Origin of the sequence: Mesorhizobium sp. AR07 (assembly GCF_024746815.1) — a bacterium.
Classification (GTDB): domain Bacteria; phylum Pseudomonadota; class Alphaproteobacteria; order Rhizobiales; family Rhizobiaceae; genus Mesorhizobium.
Genome location: NZ_CP080525.1, coordinates 6,274,648 through 6,296,389, shown reverse-complemented (window position 1 = coordinate 6,296,389; position 21,742 = coordinate 6,274,648). Strand labels below are relative to the sequence as shown.

17 protein-coding genes are annotated in these 21,742 nt (G+C 63.3%); 14 read left to right on the top strand and 3 right to left on the bottom strand.

Annotation, left to right across the window (positions count from 1 at the left end):
• Positions 1 to 3: 3 nt before the first annotated feature.
• Entirely contained in the window at positions 4 to 1,155 is a 1,152-nt protein-coding gene (locus BPNPMPFG_RS30965) for an efflux RND transporter periplasmic adaptor subunit (RefSeq protein ID WP_258592348.1), read from the top strand.
• A gap of 21 nt (positions 1,156 to 1,176) precedes the next feature.
• On the opposite strand, the gene BPNPMPFG_RS30960 is transcribed toward BPNPMPFG_RS30965, so the two are convergent.
• Positions 1,177 to 2,109 carry a LysR substrate-binding domain-containing protein gene (locus tag BPNPMPFG_RS30960; protein WP_258592347.1) on the bottom strand — a complete coding sequence of 311 codons (933 nt, stop codon included), beginning with the start codon at positions 2,107 to 2,109 and terminating at the stop codon, positions 1,177 to 1,179.
• 106 nt (positions 2,110 to 2,215) lie between these two features.
• Between BPNPMPFG_RS30960 and BPNPMPFG_RS30955 the strand changes: the two genes are divergently transcribed.
• The 8 genes from BPNPMPFG_RS30955 to BPNPMPFG_RS30920 all read left to right on the top strand — a co-directional run bounded on the left by BPNPMPFG_RS30955 (position 2,216) and on the right by BPNPMPFG_RS30920 (position 11,975).
• Complete coding sequence (locus BPNPMPFG_RS30955; RefSeq protein ID WP_258592346.1) at positions 2,216 to 3,004, top strand: HalD/BesD family halogenase; 789 nt, start codon at positions 2,216 to 2,218, stop codon at positions 3,002 to 3,004.
• A gap of 120 nt (positions 3,005 to 3,124) precedes the next feature.
• Complete coding sequence (locus BPNPMPFG_RS30950) at positions 3,125 to 3,817, top strand: GntR family transcriptional regulator (RefSeq protein ID WP_258592345.1); 693 nt, start codon at positions 3,125 to 3,127, stop codon at positions 3,815 to 3,817.
• Between the two features lie 35 nt (positions 3,818 to 3,852).
• On the top strand, positions 3,853 to 4,959 hold the full coding sequence (locus tag BPNPMPFG_RS30945; RefSeq protein WP_258592344.1) for a mandelate racemase/muconate lactonizing enzyme family protein: 1,107 nt from the start codon (positions 3,853 to 3,855) through the stop codon (positions 4,957 to 4,959).
• Between the two features lies 1 nt (position 4,960).
• The gene (locus BPNPMPFG_RS30940) at positions 4,961 to 6,145 is read left to right on the top strand and encodes a mandelate racemase/muconate lactonizing enzyme family protein (RefSeq protein ID WP_258592343.1); all 1,185 of its coding nucleotides are present in this window, start codon (positions 4,961 to 4,963) and stop codon (positions 6,143 to 6,145) included.
• A 239-nt stretch (positions 6,146 to 6,384) separates the two neighbouring features.
• Positions 6,385 to 8,049 carry an ABC transporter substrate-binding protein gene (locus BPNPMPFG_RS30935; RefSeq protein ID WP_258592342.1) on the top strand — a complete coding sequence of 555 codons (1,665 nt, stop codon included), beginning with the start codon at positions 6,385 to 6,387 and terminating at the stop codon, positions 8,047 to 8,049.
• Positions 8,050 to 8,183: 134 nt separating this feature from the next.
• The gene (locus BPNPMPFG_RS30930; protein ID WP_258592341.1) at positions 8,184 to 9,074 is read left to right on the top strand and encodes an ABC transporter permease; all 891 of its coding nucleotides are present in this window, start codon (positions 8,184 to 8,186) and stop codon (positions 9,072 to 9,074) included.
• Complete coding sequence (locus BPNPMPFG_RS30925; RefSeq protein WP_258592340.1) at positions 9,071 to 9,952, top strand: ABC transporter permease; 882 nt, start codon at positions 9,071 to 9,073, stop codon at positions 9,950 to 9,952. The genes BPNPMPFG_RS30930 and BPNPMPFG_RS30925 overlap by 4 nt, the downstream gene beginning before the upstream one ends.
• A complete protein-coding gene (locus tag BPNPMPFG_RS30920) occupies positions 9,945 to 11,975 on the top strand; it encodes an ABC transporter ATP-binding protein (protein ID WP_258592339.1) in 2,031 nt (676 codons plus the stop codon). The genes BPNPMPFG_RS30925 and BPNPMPFG_RS30920 overlap by 8 nt, the downstream gene beginning before the upstream one ends.
• Before the next feature lie 35 nt (positions 11,976 to 12,010).
• Here BPNPMPFG_RS30920 and BPNPMPFG_RS30915 read toward each other — a convergent pair whose 3' ends face one another.
• A complete protein-coding gene (locus BPNPMPFG_RS30915; protein WP_258592338.1) occupies positions 12,011 to 12,913 on the bottom strand; it encodes a LysR family transcriptional regulator in 903 nt (300 codons plus the stop codon).
• A gap of 115 nt (positions 12,914 to 13,028) precedes the next feature.
• On the opposite strand from BPNPMPFG_RS30915, the gene BPNPMPFG_RS30910 reads away from it, so the two are divergent.
• The 5 genes from BPNPMPFG_RS30910 to BPNPMPFG_RS30890 all read left to right on the top strand — a co-directional run bounded on the left by BPNPMPFG_RS30910 (position 13,029) and on the right by BPNPMPFG_RS30890 (position 20,179).
• Positions 13,029 to 14,684 carry an ABC transporter substrate-binding protein gene (locus tag BPNPMPFG_RS30910; RefSeq protein WP_258592337.1) on the top strand — a complete coding sequence of 552 codons (1,656 nt, stop codon included), beginning with the start codon at positions 13,029 to 13,031 and terminating at the stop codon, positions 14,682 to 14,684.
• Positions 14,685 to 14,686: 2 nt separating this feature from the next.
• A complete protein-coding gene (locus tag BPNPMPFG_RS30905) occupies positions 14,687 to 15,565 on the top strand; it encodes a DUF427 domain-containing protein (RefSeq protein WP_258592336.1) in 879 nt (292 codons plus the stop codon).
• Between the two features lie 504 nt (positions 15,566 to 16,069).
• Positions 16,070 to 17,044, top strand: coding sequence for an ABC transporter substrate-binding protein (locus tag BPNPMPFG_RS30900; RefSeq protein ID WP_258592335.1), 975 nt, complete (start codon positions 16,070 to 16,072; stop codon positions 17,042 to 17,044).
• 76 nt (positions 17,045 to 17,120) lie between these two features.
• Positions 17,121 to 18,200 carry a quaternary amine ABC transporter ATP-binding protein gene (locus tag BPNPMPFG_RS30895; RefSeq protein WP_258592334.1) on the top strand — a complete coding sequence of 360 codons (1,080 nt, stop codon included), beginning with the start codon at positions 17,121 to 17,123 and terminating at the stop codon, positions 18,198 to 18,200.
• Positions 18,197 to 20,179 carry an ABC transporter permease gene (locus tag BPNPMPFG_RS30890; protein ID WP_258592333.1) on the top strand — a complete coding sequence of 661 codons (1,983 nt, stop codon included), beginning with the start codon at positions 18,197 to 18,199 and terminating at the stop codon, positions 20,177 to 20,179. Before BPNPMPFG_RS30895 ends, BPNPMPFG_RS30890 begins: the two co-directional genes overlap by 4 nt.
• Positions 20,180 to 20,194: 15 nt before the next feature.
• Here the strand turns inward: BPNPMPFG_RS30890 and BPNPMPFG_RS30885 are convergent, their stop codons facing one another.
• Positions 20,195 to 21,553: a trimethylamine monooxygenase gene (locus BPNPMPFG_RS30885; RefSeq protein WP_258592332.1), complete on the bottom strand. Its 1,359-nt coding sequence runs from the start codon at positions 21,551 to 21,553 to the stop codon at positions 20,195 to 20,197.
• Between the last annotated feature and the right edge of the window lie 189 nt (positions 21,554 to 21,742).

Below are 21,742 nucleotides of genomic sequence, written 5' to 3'. Positions count from 1 at the left end.
ATCATGCGTAAATGGAAAATAGCGTTGGGAACGGCCGTCGCGCTGGGAGCGATCTCGGTGGCCAGTGTCCACCTGCTCGACATGGGCAATCTCAGCCTCAATGCCGGCACCGCTGGCGCGGCGCCCGCCCCGGCGGCGTTCGTCATGCCGGTGCCGGTAGTCAGCGTCGTCAAGAAGACGATCCCGATCTACCTCGACTACGCCGCGCGGACCGAGCCGATCCGCAACATCACCTTGCAGGCCAGGATTCCAGGCTATCTGCAAGAGCAGACCGCCGCCGACGGCGTCGATGTCCGGCAGGGCGATCTTCTCTACAAGATCGCACCTGATGACTTCCAGGCGGCTCTCGACCAGGCCAAGGCGCAGGTCCAGCGCGACACCGCGACGCTCGACTATGCCCGTTCCAACCTTGGCCGTGGCACCGAACTTGCCAAGAGCGGCTATCTCGCCAAGGACGGCTTCGACCAGCGCACCAGCACCTTGCGCGAGGCACAGGCGTCGCTGGCTCTCAACCAGGCGGCCGTCCGCACGGCCGAGCTCAATCTGAGCTATGCCGAAATCCGCGCGCCGTTTGCCGGGCGCCTGGGCCGCAACCAGGCTTCGGTCGGAACGCTGGTCAGCGTTGCCGGCACCGTGCTCAACACGCTGGTGCAGCTCGATCCGATCTACGTCACCTTCAACCCGAGCGAGACGGATCTGGCCGAGATCGAGCAGGCTCGTGCGGCTGGTCCGATTGAGGTGGAAGTCCTACTTCCCGGCGAGACTGAAGCCGGCCAGAAGGGCGAACTCACCTTCATCGACAATTCGGTCGACCGTTCGACCGGCACCATCACGGCGCGGGCGACGATCGGCAACGGCAAGTTCACACTGCTGCCAGGCCAATATGTCCGCGTCCGGCTGCATGTGAAGCAGCAGGCCGATGCGCTGATGGTGCCGCAGACGGCACTGGGCTCGAGCCAGCTCGGCAAATATCTCTACGTCGTCGGCAAGGGCAACACGGTCGACCAGCGGCTGGTTTCGCTTGGCCCGACCAGCGGCGACAAGATTGCGATCCTGACCGGCGTCGCCGAAGGCGATCAAGTGATAACAGGCAACCTGCAGAAGATCGGACCCGGAATGCCGATTTCTCCGCTGCCGGAAAAGCCGGCCACCTGAACACCCCCGTCAGGTCCGGCTTCAGCGCGGCGCCCCGACCTTCCCACAGGTCGCGGGCGCCGCTTTCGTGAGCAGCTCCACCAGACCGGCGACATCGGCGCGGTCGGCCTTGGCCGGCGGCATGAACGCGCAATAGGGATGCCCCAGGCGGACCGAGACGGACGAGAGCGCGATCAGCCGGCCAGCCTCCAGATCGGCGCGCGCCATGACCCGCTGACCAAGGGCGATGCCTAGACCCAGCCTCGCCGAGGCGATCGCCAAGCTGGACAGGCCAACGCGCCGCCCATGCGACGGATCGGGCGAGCGGCTGCCGCCGGATGCCGCGAACCAATCGGCCCAGGTCGGGTGCGAGGCATAGTTCGGCCCCCAATTGGTGTGGATGAACAGGCTCTCGTGCAGATCCGCCAGATCCGGATCGTCCTTGCCGTATCTCTGCCAGAATTCCGGCGCGCAAACCGGCAGGACGTCGTCATGGACAAGGCGGACGAGTTTCAATCCGGGATAGTGATAATCGCCATAGCTGATGCGCAGGTCGATGTTCTGGCGCATCAGGTCGACCGGATCGTCCTCGACACGGACGTCGATCGCCATCTGCGGAAAGGCATCGAGAAGCACGGCCAGCTTCGGCGCCAGCCACAATTCAGCCAGCGAAAACGGCACACTGACGACAAGACGCGTCCGCAAGCCGCCCTCCAGCATGCGCTGGCCGATCGCCGCGATATCACCCAGCGCCCGCGCGGTCTGCGGATAGATGGCGTGGCCGGCGTCGGTGAGCGCGATGCGATTGCCGCTGCGCACGAACAATTGCTTGCCGAACCAGGTTTCGAGATTGCGGATCTGCTGGCTGACCGCCGCCGAGGACACGCCGAGTTCGGTCGCGGCCAAGGTGAAGCTGCCGGCGCGCGCGGCGACCTCGAAGGCCTTGATTGCATTCAGCGGAGGCAATCGTTCCACGCTTATTCCTCCCAAAGTTTTTCTTGCCCAATCCTAATAATTTTCCGCGTTGAGAGAAAGATTTTTTTGCCGTCTCATAGGCTCGAAACCTCGGAGCCTGAGACCCATGAAAGACATTCTCGATCTCGACCGCTATCCGCTCGACCGCGAAGGCAGCGCCGAATGGCAGCGCCTCGTCGAACAGTCCATCGCCGCACTTGAAGCCGACGGCATGTTCAACCTTGAAGGGTTTCTGCGCCCTGGCGTCGCCGAAAAGGCCGTCCAGGAAATCCAGCCGGTCATGGCCACGCGGTCGCACGTGCACAAGCGGATGCACAACATCTACTTCAAGCCTGACATTCCCGAGCTTGCTCCCGATCATCCCGCCTTGCGCAAGGTCGAGACCATCAGCCACACCGTTTGTGCCGACCAGATCCCCGGCAGCGTCGTGCTTGCCATCTACGAATACGAGCCGCTGTTGCGCTTCCTGGCGGCGACAATGGGCAAGACCAAACTGCATGTCATGCAGGACCCGCTGGCGCGCACCAATGTGATGGCCTATCGCGCCGGCGAAGCGCTCAACTGGCATTTCGACCGTTCGGAATTCACCACCACCCTTCTGCTGCAACAAGCGCAAAGCGGTGGCGACCTCGAATACCGCACCGATCTGCGGTCGGACGACAATCCGAACTATGACGGCGTCGCCAGACTGCTCGAAGGGCGCGACCCCGAGGCCAAGATCCTGCGCATGAAGCCCGGTACGCTGAACGTCTTTCGCGGCAAGAACACAGCGCATCGCGTCACCACCGTCGAAGGCGAGCGCGAGCGCATGATCGCGGTGTTTTCCTACTACGAGAAGCAAGGTGTGATGTTCAGCGCCGAGGAGCGGGTCGGCTTCTACGGCCGCGCGGCCTAAGCCGAGGAGGGCAGACATGCCAGTGGTCCCCCAAGCGGTCCCCAAGAATCCGAAATTGACCTCTTGTTAGATTGTCGACAATCTGCTTGTCTTGCTCTCGGTTTCCTTGGGAGTGGCCGAATGGCGAAAGCGGATTTCAGTCCGATCGCGGACACGACGCGTCGCGCCGAGATCGTCGCGCTGCTGCGGCGCGCGATCCTGACCGGCCAGCTCGAGCCAGGCCAGAAGCTCAACGAACTCCGGATTTCCGAACAGATGCGGGTCAGCCGCGCGCCACTGCGCGAGGCAATGCGCGAGCTGGTGCAGGAAGGCATCCTGACCAGCATTCCCTATGCCGGAACCTTCGTCATCGAGGTTACCGCCAAGGACATCGACGATGCCTATTCGCTCAACAAGGTGCTCGACGAGTTCGCCATCGAACAGACATGGCCACAGCGCGACCAGCGTTTCTTCGACGAACTTGACCGGCGCCACGAAGCGGTGAAGCAAGCGACACGCAACCTCGATACCACCCGGCAGATCGAAACGGCGCTGCAACTGCACGGCTTGATCTACGAATGGGCCGACAATTCGGTGCTGCTGGAAACCTGGCAACGGCTGATCAGCCGGCTGCAGATGTATTTCGCCCTGCACCAGCAGGCCCGCAACGAGCCGGTGCCGGCTGAAGACGTCCATGAGACTTACGTGCAACTGCTCAAGGGCACCGATATGGGCGCTGCCCAGCGCCATGCCCGCGAGCACATCAACCTCGACTTCGAACAGTTGCTTTCCTACGCGCGCGGCCTCGAACAGCGTCCGTCGAAGGGCGTCTGACCCGTTCCTCACCACCGCAGACAATGGACAGACACGTGCAGATCGAAACCATCAAAGCCTATCATGTCGTGCAGCCCTTCGTGGACGGCCCCTACCGCATGTCGAAGGGGCGCGTGGCCGACGCTTTCGACGCGGTGATCGTGTCCATCACCGCCGACAGCGGTTTGACCGGCTGGGGCGAGATGGCGCCGCTCGGCAATTTCTACTCGCCCGCCTTCGCGGCCGGCGTTCGCGCCGGCGTGGTGGAGATCGCGCCGCATCTCATCGGCCACGACCCGCGCGGGCTTGCCGGCATCGGCCGGCTGATGGACACGGTGTTCAAGGGGCATCCCTACATCAAATCGGCGCTCGACATGGCCTGCTGGGATCTGGCGGCGCGCGCCGCCGATGTGCCGCTGGTCACGCTGCTCGGCGGCCAGGAGAGCGACACGGCCGAACTCTACAAGGTCGTCACCCACGGCAGCGTCGACGCCATGGCGGCATTGGCGAAGCGAATCGTCAAGGACGGCTTCCACCGGCTGCAGGTCAAGGTCGGCGGCAATGTCCATGACGACATCGAGCGTGTGACCGCAGTCGCCGCTTCGGTGCCGAAAGGCACGGTCATCTTCTGCGACGCCAATGCCGGCTGGACGCCATACCAGGCACGCCAGTTCGCTGACGCGACGCGGGCCATCGACTACACATTCGAGCAGCCCTGCACGACCATCGACGAATGCATGTCGGTGCGCCGCTCGCTCGACAAGCCGATGGTGCTGGACGAATCCGTCGCCTCGCTCGACGACATGCTCGACATTCATCGCAAGGGTGCGGCCGACGGGCTGACGCTGAAGATCTCGCGGCTTGGCGGCGTGACGAAGACGCGCCAGATCCGCGATCTCGCGGTCGACCTCGGCTTCATGATCACCGTCGAGGACACTGGCGGCGCCGAGATCGACACCGCGGCCATGGCGCACCTGTCGTTGTCGACACCGGAAGAACGCCGTCTGCATGCCATCGCCTTCCACGAATGGGTGACGGTGCGCACCGCGTCGAACATGCCGCCGGTCACCGGCAGTCGGATGGGCATCCCGGACGGACCGGGCCTTGGCATCGACGTCGTTCCCGATCTGCTCGGCGCGCCATTCTTCGAGATCGGCCGCTGAGATGAAAATCCGCAGCATCAAAGCCACGCCGATCAACCTGCGCCTCGAGGCGCCCTACGCCTGGGTGTTCGGCGAACTCGACGGGTTTTCGCCGACCATTGTCGAGGTCGAGACCGAGGATGGCTTGATCGGCCTCGGCGAGGCGCCAACGCCAGCAGCAGCCGCGATCATCAACGATGTCCTGGCGCCGCGGCTGGTCGGCCGCGACGCCTTCGACATCGCCAGCGCCGAGAATGCCTGCCTGCCCTACTGGACCGGCGTGCAGTCGATCAACGACCGCACCCGCATCATGGCGTTTGGCGCCATCGAGATGGCGTTCTGGGATCTGCGCGGCAAGGCGTGGAACCAGCCTCTCTACCAGTTGCTCGGTGGCGCCGTGCGCAAGGACATCCCGTTCACCGACTATTTTTCGTTGCGCGGCGACGGGCCGAAGGTGAAGGGCGAGACAACGCCGGAAGAAGTCGCCGACTATTGCGTCGAACTGCATGAGACCCATGGGACGACCTTCTTCGAAGGCAAGTTTTCAACTGAGGATTCGAAAATCTCGCTCAAGATGGTCGAGTTGATCCGCAAAAAGCTTGGCGACGATGCGATGATCCGCATCGATTCCAACCAGGCCTATTCGCTGGCGACGGCGCGTCGCATTGCCCGACCACTGGAAGAACTTGGCGTACGCAACTGGGAGGACCCGGTGGCGACCATCGAGGAGATGCGCGAGCTGCGGCGTCATTGCTCGATCCCGTTCTCGACCCACAACATCGACATTGCACGCGCCATGGACATGAAGGTGCCGGACGCTTTCGTTGGCAACCCGACGACGCATGGCGGCATCGGGCGCATGCTGCGCTTCGTCGGCGCCTGCGAGCACGCCGGCATCGATTTCTGGTGCTACAGCGGCGACAGCGGCATCGGCAGCGCCGCCTATCTGCATCTGTGCGCGGCGCTCGGCTGGATCAGGGAGCCGAACCAGTCGCTGTTTCGCATGCTGCCGATGGATGTCACCGAGGAAGGGCCGTTTTCGCCGAAGAACAATGTCGTGCGCGTGCCGGAAGGTCCCGGTCTCGGCGTCACGTTGTCGCGGGATAACCTCGCCGCATGTCACAGAGACTTTACCGAGAAAGGACCGTGCAACAAGTATCATGACCCGGCGAAGCCCGGGACCTATCGCCGTTTGCCGCTGAACTAGGCAGCGACAGACCGCCAAGAGACGAGAAGCCAGCCGCCGAGACTTCGGTCGGGAAGGTTGGACAGAGACGGGTGAAGCAATGCGGCCAAGAATCCGACACATCCAGGCCAAGGACTGGATGGACCGGACAAAACTGCATGCTACAGTTCCGGTCGACGGGCCTCTCTGCCGGCCGGAAAATGGAGCAATCCGCGAAAAATTCGTCAGTCATAAAAACATAGGGGAAAGGGTAAAAACCCATGAGCAAGAACTATCACATTCTCGACCTGATCCGGCGCAATCGCTCGCCGCTTGAAAATCACCTGATCGATGGCCTCGTCGACGGCAGGGTCAGCCGCCGTGAGTTCATTCGCCACGGCAGCCTGCTCGGCCTGTCGCTGCCGCTGCTGGGCCGTATCGGCATGGCCGCCGGCCTCGGCGGCATGCCGTCGCTGGCGCGTGCCCAGGGCGCGCCCGGCGCCACCATCCGCGTTGCCAGCAGCGTGCCGGCAGCGACCATCGATCCGGTCACCATCGCCGACGCCGGCGGCCTGCTGGTCATGCAGCAGGTTGCCGAGTTTCTTTGCGTCGACGGCCCCGACCTCGTGCTGCAGCCGGCACTGGCCGAAAGCTGGAAGCCGAACGACAACGGCACGGTGTGGACCTTCAAGCTGCGCAAGGGCGTGAAGTTCCACAGCGGCGGCGAGATGAAGGCCGACGATGTCGTGGCCAGCATCGACCGCCTCGCCGACCCGGCAAATTCGTCCAACGCGCTGTCGGTGTTCACCGGCATCCTGAAGAAGGGCGCCAGCAAGAAGGTCGATGACTACACGGTGGAGTTCCACCTCGACGCGCCGAACGGCAACTTCCCCTACATGCTGTCGTCCGACAACTACAACGCCGTCATCATCCCGGCGAGCTACAAGGGCGACTACGAGAAGAGCTTCGACGGCACCGGGCCGTTCAAGATCGAGAAATATACGGCAAAAGTCGGCGCCTCCTTCGTCCGCAACGAGGACTATTGGGGGCCGAAGGCATTGCCCGAGCGCACCGAGTTCACCTTCTTCGCCGACATGCAGCCGCAGATCCTGGCACTGCAGGGCGGGCAGGTCGACATCATCAACCAGATGCCGGTGCTGGCCGGCGTGGCGCTGCTCAGCGATCCGAACATCGACATCATCAGCCTGAAATCGTCCGCCCATCAGCAACTGCATATGCGCTGCGACGACGGCCCGTTGAAGGATGCGCGCGTGCGTCGTGCCATTGCGCTCTGCCTCGATCGCGACAAGCTGGCCGCCGGCCTGATGAAGGGACGCTCGGCGCTCGGCAATGACAGCCCGTTCGCCGCGGTCTACCCTTCGACCGATACGAGCATACCGCAACGCAAGCAGGATATCGCGCAGGCCAAGCAGCTCATGGAAGCAGCGGGTGCCGGCAAGGGCTTCAAGGTGACGCTGACCACCGAGCGCTATCTGGAAATCCCCGAATACGCCCAGCTTATCCAGAACTGGGTCAAGGAGATCGGTGTCGAGCTCGAGCTCAACATCCTCGACCAGGGCGCCTATTACGGCGATGCGGTGTTCGGCAAATCGAACTGGCTTGATTCGGTGATGGGCATCACCGACTACGGTCACCGCGGCGTGCCGAATGTCTATCTTGCGGCACCCCTGAAGAGCGAAGGCACCTGGAACGCCGCGCATTTCAAGAACAAGGACTACGACGCGCTGGCGACCAGCTACATCGCCGCACTCGACCTCGAGGCGCAGAAGGCGACGGCAGGCAAGATCCAGAGCCTGCTGCTCGAAGAAACGCCGGTCATCTTCGGCTATTTCTACGACTATCTGACAGCGACGGCGAAAGGCGTGGCCGGCGTGCAGCCGACCGCGATGTCGCAGTTGTTCCTCGACAAGGCATCGAAGGCCTGAGCCAGAAGGGAAAGCCAATCCTGTAACAGCCAGCTCCCGCATGGGGGCTGGCTCCACAAGGAGTCTTAGCCATTCTTTCCTTCCTTGTCCGGCGTGTCTCGCTGTCGCTCGTCACGCTGTTCCTGCTCAGCATCATGGTGTTCCTGGGCGGCCAGGTGCTGCCCGGCAATGTCGGGCGCGCCATATTGGGCCCGTTCGCCGACCAGCGCGCGGTCGACGCGCTCAATCACACGCTCGGTGTCGATCGCCCGCTCTTGGCGCAATACTGGGGCTGGATCTCGAACTTCGTCCAGGGCGACATGGGAACCTCCTATATCTTCCGCTCGCCGGTGGCGCCCTTCGTCATCGATGCGCTGGGCAATTCGATGAAGCTGGCGGCGGTCGCCTTCGTGCTGGTGGTGCCGATCGGCATCCTCGGCGGCGTCGTTGCAGCACTCAACCTCAACCGCCCGCTCGACCGCATCATCAGCCTTGGCGGCCTGTCGGTGACGGTGCTGCCGGAATTCGTCACCGGCATCATCCTGATCCTGATTTTCGGCGTCTGGCTGCGCTGGCTGCCGATTTCGGCCGCATGGCCGCGCAATGCCGGCTTCTTCACCCAGCTCTATTATCTGATCCTGCCTTCGCTGCCGCTGTTCCTGGTGCTGTTCGGCTACATCGCCCGCATGGCGCGTTCCGGCATGATCGAGGCGCTCGATTCCGACTACACGCGAACAGCCGTGCTGAAGGGCCTGCCATGGCGCACCGTGATCTGGCGGCATGTGCTGCGCAACGCGCTATTGCCGACCATCACTGTGATTGCGACGCAGACCGGCTATCTCATCGGCGGCCTCGTGGTCATCGAAACGCTGTTCCGCTACCAGGGCATCGGCTCGCTGATCTTTACCGCCGCGCGCGGCAAGGATTTCCCGATGCTGGAATCGGGAATTCTCACCATCGGCATCGTCTATGCCGTGGCGACACTTGCCGCCGACTTTCTCTATTCCGTGCTCAATCCGCGCATCCGGCTGGGGTCAGAACAATGAGCGCTATCCAAACCACCACCTCGCCGCCCCCCGACGACACAAGCCGGCGCGGCCCGCTGGGAGAGGTCTTTTTCTCCCAGCTGCGCTCCGGCACGTTCCTGACCGGTTTCGCCATCGTGCTGTTCTGGGTTGCCTGCGCGCTGTTCGGCGAACACTTCGCGCCCTACGACCCGCTCTCCGACGACATCATCAATGCGCTGTCGCCGCCTTCGGCCGAACACTGGTTCGGCACCGACCAGATCGGCCGCGACGTCTTCTCGCGCGTCATCGTCGGCTCGCGCGACATCCTGACCGTTGCACCGCTGGCGACCTTGCTGGCGACGGTGGCCGGCACGGCGCTCGGCCTGCTCACCGGCTATTTTCGCGGCCTCGTCGACGATGTCGTCAGCCGCATCCTCGAAGCCTTCATGGCGATCCCGGTGGTCATCGTCGCGCTGCTGGCCATCGTGGCGCTCGGCACCTCCAAGACGACGGTCATCGTCGTCATCGGTCTGAGCTTCGCGCCGATCATCGCGCGCACGGTGCGCTCTGCTGTCCTCGCCGAGCGCGAACTCGACTATGTCGCCGCCGCCCAGCTCAGGCATGAGAGCGCCATACATACGATGTTCGTCGAGATCCTGCCGAACGTCATCCCACCGATCCTGGTCGAAACCACCGTGCGGCTCGGCTACGCCATCTTCGCGGTCGCCACACTGAGCTTCATGGGCTTCGGCATCCAGCCGCCCTCGCCGGACTGGGGGCTCTCGATCTCCAACAATTACGGCATGATCGGCGGCGGCTTCTGGTGGACGGTGCTGTTTGATGCGCTCGCCATCGCCTCGCTGGTGATCGGCGTCAACCTGGCGGCCGACGGCGTTCACGGAGCGCTCAATGACTAAGTCCGCCAAGGCAGACAACGCGCTCGAACTGCACGATTTGTCGGTTGCCTACCGCGTTGCTGGCCGCAACCGCGCGGTGTTGCGCAACCTCAGCCTCAACATCGGCCAGGGCGAAGCCTACGGGCTGGTCGGCGAATCCGGCTGCGGCAAATCCACCGTGGCGCTCACCGTCGTGCGCTATTTGCCTAGAAACGGTTCGATCACCGGCGGCGCGATCTCGCTCGACGGCCAGGACGTCATGAAGCTGGACGCCGAGGCCTTGCGGCGCGCCCGCGCGGCAAGCGTCTCGATGGTCTATCAGGATCCGGGCAAGGCGCTGAACCCGTCGATTCGTGTCGGCCGCCAGCTGACCGAAATTTTTGAACTTGGCGGCATAACGGGCAAGGCGGCCGAGGATCGCGCGATCGCCATGCTGAACCGGGTGCGCATTTCCGACCCGACAAGCGTCATGCAGCGCTATCCGCACCAGCTTTCGGGCGGCATGCAGCAGCGCGTGGCGATTGCCATGGCGCTGGCCAACGATCCGTCGATGCTGATCCTCGACGAGCCGACCACCGGTCTGGATGCTACCGTGGAAGCCGAGGTGCTCGACCTGATCGCGCAGCTCAGGCAGGAGCTGTCGGCTTCAATCCTGTTCATCAGCCACAACCTCGCGGTCGTCTCCAACATGTGCGACCGGGTCGGCGTGCTCTATGCCGGCATGCTGGTGGAAGAAGGACCGACGGATGTCGTGTTCAACGACCCACGCCATCCCTACACGGTGGCGCTGCTGCGCTGCCTGCCGCGCGGCGGCCAGCGCAAGGATCAGGGCCGGCTCGACACCATTCCGGGTTTCCTGCCCGGCATTGGTGCTGACATCAAGGGCTGTGCCTTCGCCGATCGCTGTGCCTTGGCCGACGACCGCTGTCGCACAGAATTGCCGCCGCTCTATGATCTCGGCGGCCGGCTGTCGCGCTGCTTCCATCACGACAAAGCGCAGGCGCTGCCGCGCGCGACCCCGAGCGATGTGGCGCCCGCGCCCAAGGTAACAGCCGGCCCGGTGCTGCGCGTCGCGGGGCTGAACAAGACCTATGCCAGCCATGGCCATCCATTGCGCGCCGTGAAGGATGTGTCGCTCGATCTGAGGCCCGGCGAAACGCTTGGGCTGGTCGGCGAGTCCGGCAGCGGCAAGACGACGTTCGCCAGGCTGCTGCTCGGCCTGGTGCCGCCAGATGAAGGCGGCTCCATCGAGCTCGAAGGCAAGGCGCTGGCGCCACGGCTGGAAAACCGAAGCGACGACGAGATCAAGGCGATGCAGATCGTCTTCCAGAATCCGGACTCGGCGCTCAACCGCTCGCATTCGATCCGGCACCTGATCGGCCGGGCACTGAAGCGGCTGGCGGGATTACACGGCAAGGCACTGGAGGCCCGCCTCAACGACCTCGTCCGCTCGGTCCGGCTGACCGACCGGCATCTTGCCGTCAAGCCGCGCCAGCTTTCGGGCGGGCTGAAGCAGCGCGTCGCCATCGCGCGCGCCTTCGCCGGCGACCCGCGCATCGTGGTCTGCGACGAGCCGACCTCGGCGCTCGACGTGTCGGTGCAGGCGGCCATCCTCAATTTGCTCGCCGACCTGCAGTCGAAGGAAGACGTCAGTTACATCTTCATCTCGCACGACCTTGCCGTGGTCCGTTACCTCTCCGACAAGATCGCCGTGCTCTATCTCGGCCGCATCATGGAACTCGGACCATCGGAAGACGTCTTTTCCGGCCCGCATCATCCCTATACCGAAGCGCTGCTGTCGGCCGTGCCCAAGCTCGATCAGACGGAGACGGCGCGCATTCGCCTCGACGGCGAAATCCCCAGCGCTACCAACCCGCCATCGGGCTGCGTGTTCCACACACGCTGCCCGCGCAAGATCGGTGCGATCTGCGAGCAGCAGGAACCGCCATTGATCGAGGCGCAGCCCGGCCATTCGATCCGCTGCCACATTCCCTACGCCGAACTGGCGAGGCTGCAGAAGGCGGCGGTGACCGAACCGGCATAGCAAGCACGATCTGGGATGCCTCTAAGCCCGGCCTGTCACATCTGGCCGGCCATGCCCAGCGAACGGTCGCCTTCCGAAAAGCCCTGGCCTGCCGCCCAGTCCGTTGCCAGCATGCGCAGCCCGATCAGCGCGACGTCCAGAACATCCGAAGAGACAGGATTGCTTGGGTAAGCAAGGTAGATCGGCCGCTGGAACACAGGCGCGTTGTCGATGCGTCTCATCTCGCCACGCTCGATATGACCGCTGACGGCGCTGAGCGGCAGATAGGCGGCCGCCTGCTGCGACAGCACATGCTGCAGCCCGATGAAGACCAGTCCGGCTGAGATGGCCGGCTTCACCATGCCGGCAAAGGCGCGGTCGTGCTCGATGCGGAATTCCAGCCCCCAATCCATCAGAATGTAGTTTTCGGTCCAGGGCTTCGTCTGCGCGGCATGCTGGACAAGCACGACCTGATCGACGGCCAGCGTTTCGTAGACGATGCCGGGATGCGGCCGCGGTAGATAGAGGATGCAGATGTCGAGCAGGCCTTCCGCCAGCTGGTCGACGGCCAGATCCGGGAAACTGCCCTCCAGCCGCAGCGCCACGTTCGGCTGCCTGGCGCGCATCCACTCGACCCATGGCGAGGTGATGCGGTCCCAGAGATAGGCGGGAGCGGTCAGCCGCAGCAGCGTCTCGTAGCCATCGGGAACGGCGATGTCCTGCCTCGACTGCTCCCAGGTGCGGGTGATGGAAGAAGCGTGCGGCAGGAACTGCCGGCCGGCCGGCGTCAGCGTGACGCCATCGCGATCGCGCACGAAAAGCCGGCGTCCCAACTGCTCCTCCAGCCCGCGAATCCGCGCGCTGACGGTGGACTGGGCGAGGTTGAGCCGGCCAGCCGCGACGGTAAAGCTGCCATGGGCGGCAACTTCGAGAAAGCTGCGCAGATTTTCAGTGTCCATGCCTCACCCCCTTGCATCGAAAATTTCGATGGCCCCTATCAAAAAATATCGCTTTCCGGCGGCAGTCAACAATGAACTAGATGGCCGAGCCCCAAGACAAGCGAGGAATCCAGCCATGCCGAAGCATTTCAGGATGATCGACACCGCTCGCAGAAATCTCACCGCAATCGAAAATTCCGCTGTCGACGAGTTGCTGGCCGGCAGGATGGGCCGCCGCGATTTCCTGCGCCATGGCAGCGTGCTTGGCCTCTCCCTGCCCTTCCTCGGCAGCCTTGTCACTGCTGCCGGCCTCGGCACGCAGCAGGCCCGTGCCGAGGGCAAGCCCGGCGGCACGGTCCGCGCCGGCGTTGCCACGCCAGGCGGCGCCATCGATCCCGTCACCTACTATGACAGCGGCAGCTACCAGCTGGTTTTCCAGACCGCCGAGTTTCTCTGCATCACCCAACCGGACCTCACCCTGAAGCCGGTGCTGGCGGAGAGCTGGGCGCCGAACGAGGATGGCAGTGTGTGGACCTTCAAGCTGCGCAAGGGCGTGAAATTCCACAATGGCGAGGACTTCAAGGCCGACGACGTCGTCGCGACCTTCGACCGGCTGGCCGACCCCAGCGGTGCCTCGAACGCGCTTTCGGTGTTCAAGGGCCTGCTGTCGAAAGGCGGCACAAGGAAGGTCGACGACCACACCGTCGCCTTCCATCTCGATGCGCCGAACGGCAGCTTTCCCTATTCGGTGTCGATCGACAATTACAACGCCATCATCCTGCCGGCGAGCTACAAGGGCGACTACGAAAAGACCTTCGAGGGGACCGGACCGTTCCGGCTGGAGACCTACACGCCGAAGGTCGGCGCGACCTTCGTGCGCAACCCCGACTATTGGGGCGAGAAGGCGCTGCCCGACCGTCTCGAATTCAAGTTCTACGGCGACGTGCAGCCGCGCATCCTGGCGCTGCAGGCCGGCGAGGTCGACATCCTTGACGCGGTCCCGCTCGATGTCAGCCAGGTGGTGCTCAACAGTCCCGACATCACGGTGCTGCGGGTCGCCTCGACAGCGCATCGCCAGTTGCACATGCGCTGCGACACCGGCCCGTTCACCGACAAGCGCGTGCGCCAGGCGCTGGCTCTGTGCATCGATCGCTCCAAGCTTGTCGACGGCCTGTGCCGCGGCATGGCGGCGACCGGCAACGACAGCCCGTTCGCGCCAGCCTTCCCCGCCACCGACAAGACGGTGCCGCAGCGCGTCCAGGATATCGCCAAGGCCAAGCAGTTGCTCGAGGCGGCCGGCGTGGCCAGCGGCTTCGACATCACGCTGACGACGCTGCGCTATTCCGACATTCCCGGCTACGCACAGCTGTTCCAGAACTTCGCCAAGGAAATCGGCGTCCGCATCGCGCTCAACATCGAGGACCAGGACAAATATTACGGCAAGGCCGTGTTCGGCCAGTCGGACTGGCTGGACAGCCCGCTCGGCATCACCGACTACGCGCATCGCAGTGTGCCTAACGTCTTCCTCAAGAGCCCGCTGGTCAGCGACGGACCTTGGAACGCGGCGCATTTCAAGAGCCCGGCCTATGACGGCATGGTCACCAGCTACCTTAAGGCGCTCGACATCGGCGCGCAGCGCAGTGCCGCCTCCGACATCCAGAAACTGCTGCTCGACGAGACGCCTGTCATTTTCAGCTATTTCCCCGATCTGCTGGTGCCGGTGCGCAAGAATGTCAGCGGCTTGCCGCCGATCGCCGCCGGGCTGCTGCTCGATCGTGTAACCATAGGCTGATCATGAGCCCGATCGCCAAGACCAAGAACCGGGAGAGTACCATTCGCAAGCGTCATCTGCGCGGCCGCGGGCCGCATTTTCCGCTGCTCGACAGCATCACCCAATATGATTTCGAGCCGGGTTATGTCGCCTTCACCATGCCGACGCAGAAGCGGCTGCGCGTGCAAGTTGGATCGATGACTGTCGCCGATACGACCAACGCGCTGGTGCTTTACGAGTCCGACCATCTGCCGGTCTACTATTTTCCGATGAGCGACGTGCGCGAGGAATTCCTGCTGCCGAGCACGACGACGACCGAAAGCCCGTTCAAGGGCGTGGCGACCCACTATTCGCTCAACACCGGGGTGACGCTGGTCGAGGACGCGGCCTGGCGCTACGCCGATCCGGTGAAAGGCAGCCCGCCGCTCGCCGACCATATGTCGTTCTACTGGAGCAAGATGGGCCACTGGTTCGAGGAGGACGAGGAGATCTTCGTCCATGCCCGCGATCCGTTCCGCCGCGTCGACTGCCTGCCGTCCTCGCGACGCGTCCAGGTGATCCTCGACGGCGAGCAGGTCGCCGATTCACGCCGTGGCGTGTTCCTGTTCGAGACCGGCCATCCGGTGCGCCACTATCTGCCGATCTCCGATACGCGGCTCGATATGTTTGCGCCCAGCCGCTACATTTCGCGCTGCCCCTACAAGGGCATCTCCAACTACTATCACGTGACGACCAAGGCCAAGCACCACGAGAACCTCGTCTGGTATTATCCCGAACCGGTGCACGAGGCGGAACGCATCAAGGGGCTGGTCTGCTTCCACCACGAACTGGTCGACAAGATCCTGGTCGACGGCGTCGAAATCCCCAAGGAAGCCACAGCCGCGTCGGACGGCTATTTCTGAGCGTGCGTTCGCTGTAAGGCCCCGCCATCGGCCTCGTCGTCGATGGCGGCGATCTCCGTGCGTGAGACGCAATCCGCACGCGGCCGGCTCGATTTCGCCTGCAGTCTGAAATTATGCATCCCGCAGGCGTTAGTCGTTGCGCGACATGAACGTTGGTATATATAATTTCATCCCATGAAACGGCCTTGGCGAGATGGGGCTTGCCGGACCGACAGCCGAGATCATGGGACCTCGATGGCTCGCACCTTGCAGGGCGCCGCAAGACTGGCAATTGATCCGCGGATGATCGCTCCCGCAGCGATCCGCCGGCAGCCATGACGCCGACACTCCAGTCCTGTTCCACCATCACCAGAATTGAGCACCATCTTGCCTGCCTTGGCCAAAGCCAGGGCGACAATCTGGCGCCGACGGCCTTGCGCAACGAACCGCCTTTCCAACACAATCAAGAAAAGCCGCAAGAAGGGAACCAACGATAATTTTCACACAGCTTGAAGGAGAACAAGCATGTCATTTCGCAGCCATATCTCGAAACTGTCGATGGGCGCCGTCGCGCTCGCGGCCCTAAGCCTGCTGACGCCTTCCGCCCAAGCCGCCGCACCCGAATCCAACGATCCGATCAAGATCGCGCTGTTCGACTGGACCAGTGTCAACCTCAACGCCAAGATCCTCGGCGGCATCCTGGAAAAGCTCGGCTACACCGTCGAATATCCGACCGCCGACTACCTCTCCAGCCTGACCACCGGCCTCACCAATGGCGACCTCGATGTCGGCCTGGAGTTCTGGGACACGACCGCCGGCGAAGCCATGAAGGCATCCGACGCGACCGGCCAGACCGAACGGCTCGGCAAGCTCGGCCCCAAGGCCAAGGAAGAGTGGTGGTTTCCCGAATACATGAAGGAGAAATGCCCAACCTTGCCGGACTGGCATGCCTTGCTCGACGCCACATGCGCGGCTTCGTTCTCGACGGCGGAGACCGCACCGAAGGGTCGCTATCTCGGCGGCCCGGTGACGTGGGAAGGCTTTGACGACGAGCGTGTCGCGGCGTTGAAACTGCCCTTCACCGTCATCCATGCCGGCACCGACGCGGCGATGTTCGCCGAACTCGACTCGGCCTATCAGCGCAAGGCGCCGATCATGCTGTGGATCTATTCGCCGCACTGGGCGCCGGCCAAATACAAGGGCGAATGGGTGCAATTCCCCGAATACACGCCCGAATGCTACAACGACCCGAAATGGGGCGTGAACCCCGACGCCAAATATGATTGCGGCAAGCCGCATGGCGAGATCTGGAAGTATTCCTGGAACGGCATGAAGGACAAATGGCCGGTCGCCTACAAGGTGGCGAAGGCCTACACGATTGACACCGATGAGCTCAACAAGATGAGCGGCGAGGTCGATCTCGATGGCAAGAAGCCGGAAGATGTCGCCGCCGCCTGGATCGCGGCCCACGAAGCTGACTGGAAAGCCTGGGCGCAGTGATCGTTCCGACTGGAAAACGAGGCCCGGCTGTTGACCAGCCGGGCCTCGAACCTCGATGTTCCAGAAGGACGATTGGATGACGGATAGGACTGAACAGGCGCCGACACAGAAGGGCAAGGATGACCGCCCGATAAAGCTTGCCTGCCGCAATGTCTGGAAACTGTTCGGATCGAACGCGGCGAACTTCATCCGCGAGCGCGATGGCAAGGCCAGCATGGCCGACGTCACGGCTGCCGGACTGGTCGGCGCCGTGCGTGCCGTCGACCTCGAAATTCGCCAGGGCGAGATCTTCATCATCATGGGCCTGTCGGGTTCCGGCAAGTCGACGCTGGTGCGCTGCATGTCGAGGCTGGTGGAGCCGACGCATGGCAAGGTCGAATTCGAGGGCAAGGATCTGCTGAAAATCTCGGATGCGGCCCTGATCGAATTGCGGCGGCATCGGATGGGCATGGTGTTCCAGAATTTTGCGCTGCTACCGCATCTCAACGTGCTGGAGAACATCGCCTTTCCGCTCAGCATCCAGGGGCAGGACCGGCCCACGCGCGAGGCGAGAGCGCGTGAGGTGATCGAGCTTGTCGGCCTGCGCGGCCGCGAGCATTTCTATCCGCGCGAGCTTTCCGGCGGCCAGCAGCAGCGAGTCGGCATCGCCCGCAGCCTGGCGACCAAACCGGAAATCTGGTTTCTCGACGAGCCGTTCTCGGCGCTCGACCCGCTGATCCGCCGCGAGATGCAGGACGAGCTGATGCGGCTGCAGACGATGCTGCACAAGACCATCGTCTTCATCACCCATGATTTCGACGAGGCGATAAGGCTGGCCGACCGCATCGCCATCATGAAGGACGGCGAGGTCATCCAGATCGGCACGCCGGAGGAACTGGTGGTCAATCCGGCGACCGACTATGTCGCCGAGTTCACCCGCGACGTCGACCGCGCCAAGGTGATCTCGGCGCGCAGCCTGATGCGCGCCTGCGACGGCGCCGAGCATGGCGGTATGGTGGCGCCGGATGCCAAGATAGCGAGTTTTTCGGCTGCCATCGTTTCAGCCGGCAAGCCGTTCGCTGTGGTCAATGGCACCGGTAAGCCGATCGGCGAGGTGACGCCGCAAGCGGTGATCGACCTTTTGGCGGGCATCGATCGTTCGGGGGTCGGCGCATGACGGTGACGGCAAGCGCCGGCGAGGCAAGGTCGCGGCCGGTACAAATCTGGCTGCTGGTCTGGGTTTTAGCGCTTGCCGCCGTGCTTGTCGTCTTCCTGCTGCAGGACAGTCTGCCCTGGGCCGTCAACTATCCTGCCAGCGCGATCGTGCCGGTCGCCGACTGGGTCAGCGCACTGATGGCCTGGATCAAGTCGAACCTGTCCTGGCTGACGCGCTCGATCACCGCCGTGCTTGGCGTGCCGCTCGACTTCGCACTCAACCTTCTGGCCAAGAATTTCAAGATCGGCCACGGCGCCGATACGGTCATCCTGCCGCGCCTGTCCTGGGTCGGCGTCTGCGCTGCCGCCTTCCTCGCCGGGCAAGCCGCCGGCGGCCGCAAGCTCGGCATACTGGTCGGCGGCTGTTTCCTCTACATCGCGTTGTTCGGCCAATGGACCAGCGCCATGCTGACGCTGGCGCTGATTTCCATCGCGGTGCCGTTCTGCATCGTCACCGGGCTGTTCGCCGGCATCTGGGCGTGGCGCAAGCCATGGGCGGAAAGGCTCATCGTCTCCCCTGCCCTTGACCTGATGCAGACGATCCCGACCTTCGCCTACCTCATCCCGATGCTGCTCCTGTTCGGCAACAGCCCGGTCTCGGCGATGATCGCGACGGCCATCTTCGCGACGCCGCCGATGGTGCGGGCAACGATGCTCGGCCTGTCGCGGGTTCCGTCCGAGATCGACGATTTCAGCGAAATGGCCGGCTGCACGGCGCGGCAGAAATTGTGGCGAGTGCTGCTGCCCTCGGCGCGGCCGACGCTGATGGTCGGCGTCAACCAGGTCATCATGCTGGCGCTGAACATGGTGATCATCGCTTCGATGATCGGCGCCGGCGGCCTTGGCTACGACGTGCTTCTGGCGCTGCGGGCGCTGAAGGTCGGCGAAGCGATGGAAGCGGGTCTCGCCATCGTCGCACTGGCGATCGCGCTCGACCGGCTGAGCCAGGCCATCGCGCACAAACAGGCAAAAGGCCACGTCCATCGGGAGGTCGTGCCCAACCTTTGGCGGCGTTACCCCAATCTCACTCTGGCCATCGCCATCCTGGTCGTCACCACGCTGCTTGGGCTCTTCGTGCCGGCCTTCGCGGCGGTGCCGAAGGCAATCACCTTCACCACCGCGCCATTGTGGAAGGCGGCAGTGAACTGGGTAACGATCAACTTCTTCGACACGATCGAGGCGTTTCGCGTGGCCCTGATCCTCAATTTGCTGAACCCGCTGCGCGCCTTCTGTGAAGGCTTTCCGTGGCTTGGCGCGGTGTTCCTGCTCGGGCTTGCCGGCTATCAACTCTCCGGCCTGCGTCTGGCCGCGTTGGTTGCGGCGCTCACCGCCTTCTGCGCCGTCACCGGGCTGTGGGAAAAGACCATGGCGACGGTCTATCTCTGCGGCATCTCGGCCTTCATAGCTTGCCTTATCGGCATCCCGATCGGGCTGACGGCCTCGCGCGGCGACCGCTTCGAGAAGATCGTCACGCCTGTTATCGACACGCTGCAGGTGCTGCCGTCGTTCTGCTTCATCATTCCGGTGGTGATGCTGTTCCGCGTCGGCGATGTCACGGCGATGATCGCCACCATCGCCTTCGCCGTGGTGCCGGCCATCCGCTACACCAATCACGGCATCAGGCAGGTGCCGCCGGCACTGATCGAGGCGGCGAAGGTTTCGGGCTGCACGCCGCGCCAGACCTTCTTTCGCGTGCAACTGCCGCTGGCGCTTCCCGAGATCATGCTCGGCGTCAATCAGACGATCCTGATGGCGCTGGCGATGATCATCATCTGCGCCATGGTCGGCACCCGCGACCTCGGCCAGGAAGTGTTCATCGCATTGTCCAAGGCCGATTCCGGCCGCGGCATCGTCGCGGGTCTCGCCATCGCCTTCATCGGCATCGTCGCCGACCGGCTGTTCAATGCCTGGACAGCGAACGCGCGGGCAAGGCTGGGATAGGCTGAGACGTAGCAGCTATTCGGCCGCGACGCCCTTCACTTCCAGATAGCTCTCCATCGAATCGTCCAGCGCCTGCAGCCAGGGTGTGTGGTGCAACGGCGCCATGGTGCCGGTCATCAGCGAGCGGTAGGCATGGTCGCGGAAGCTCATTATGTCTTCGCCCTTGTGGTGCTCCCACTCCATGAAGGTCTGGTTGACCGCCTCGACATCGAAGCCTGGATAATCGGTCTGCTCCATCAATTCCTTGGTGTAGTCGCCCTGGAACCAGATCATCTGTTCGGCGTCCTCCAGCGTTTCCTCGCGCGCGCGCCACTTCGCGCCGTGCGCGGCCATCGCCTCGGCCGACGGCAATTTGATGCGGCCCATGATGACGTCGCGCGCGAACCAGGCCTGCGCGTCGAACATGTTGAAGGTGTAGAACTGATCCTGCATGCCGATGAAGGACAGCTTTGGGTTCCTCTCCCAGACGACGCCCTCATAGAGCCCGTCCGGCCACATGCGGTTGGCGGTCTTGAGCTTCAGATCCTCGGTGAGGAAGGGGAAGGAATGCAGGTAGCCGGTGCACAGGATGATGGCGTCGACATCCTTGGTCGTGCCATCCTTGAAATGCGCGGTCTTGCCGACGACCTTCTGCAGCAGCGGCACTTCTTTCCAATTGTCAGGCCATTTGAAGCCCATCGGCTTCGAGCGGTAGCTGGAGGTGATCGATTTGGCGCCGTATTTGTAGCACTGCGAACCGATGTCTTCGGCCGAATAGGAGCGTCCGATGATCAATATATCCTTGCCCTTGAATTCCATCGCGTCGCGGAAATCATGGCTGTGCAGGATGCGGCCGTTGAAGGTCGAAAAGCCCTCGAAATAGGGCACGTTGGGCACCGAGAAATGCCCCGAAGCGACGACGACATTGTCGAACTCTTCCGAATAGGTGACGTCGTTGGTGCGGTCATGCGCGGTGACGGTGAATTTCTTCGTCGTCTCGGAGAAGGTCACCATGCGCACCGGGCTGTTGAAACGCACCCATTTGCGCACGCCGGACTTTTCAACGCGACCCTTGATGTAGTCCCACAGCACGGCGCGCGGCGGATAGGAGCCGATCGGCCGGCCGAAATGCTCCTCGAAGGTGTAGTCGGCGAATTCCAGGCACTCCTTCGGTCCGTTGGACCAGAGGTAGCGGTACATCGAGCCATGCACCGGATCGCCATGTTCGTCGAGGCCGGTGCGCCAGGTGTAGTTCCACAGGCCGCCCCAGTCGGACTGCTTTTCGAAGCAGACGATTTCGGGAATGTCAGCGCCCTTGTCGGCCGCCGACTTGAAGGCCCTGAGTTGCGCCAGACCGGACGGTCCGGCTCCGATGACGGCAACGCGACTTTTCATTTCAGGCCTCCCGATCTGATTTCCCTAGATCGGTTCCATCGTTTCACGCAAACGCAGAACCGCTCTGTCTTTTGTTTTGACGCAATTCCCAAGGGAAAGCGCTATGAGCTTTTCCCGGGAAAACCGTTTCACACTTTTCCTGGAATTGCTCTTACGAAACAAATTTCACTCACAGGACAGTAATTGGCC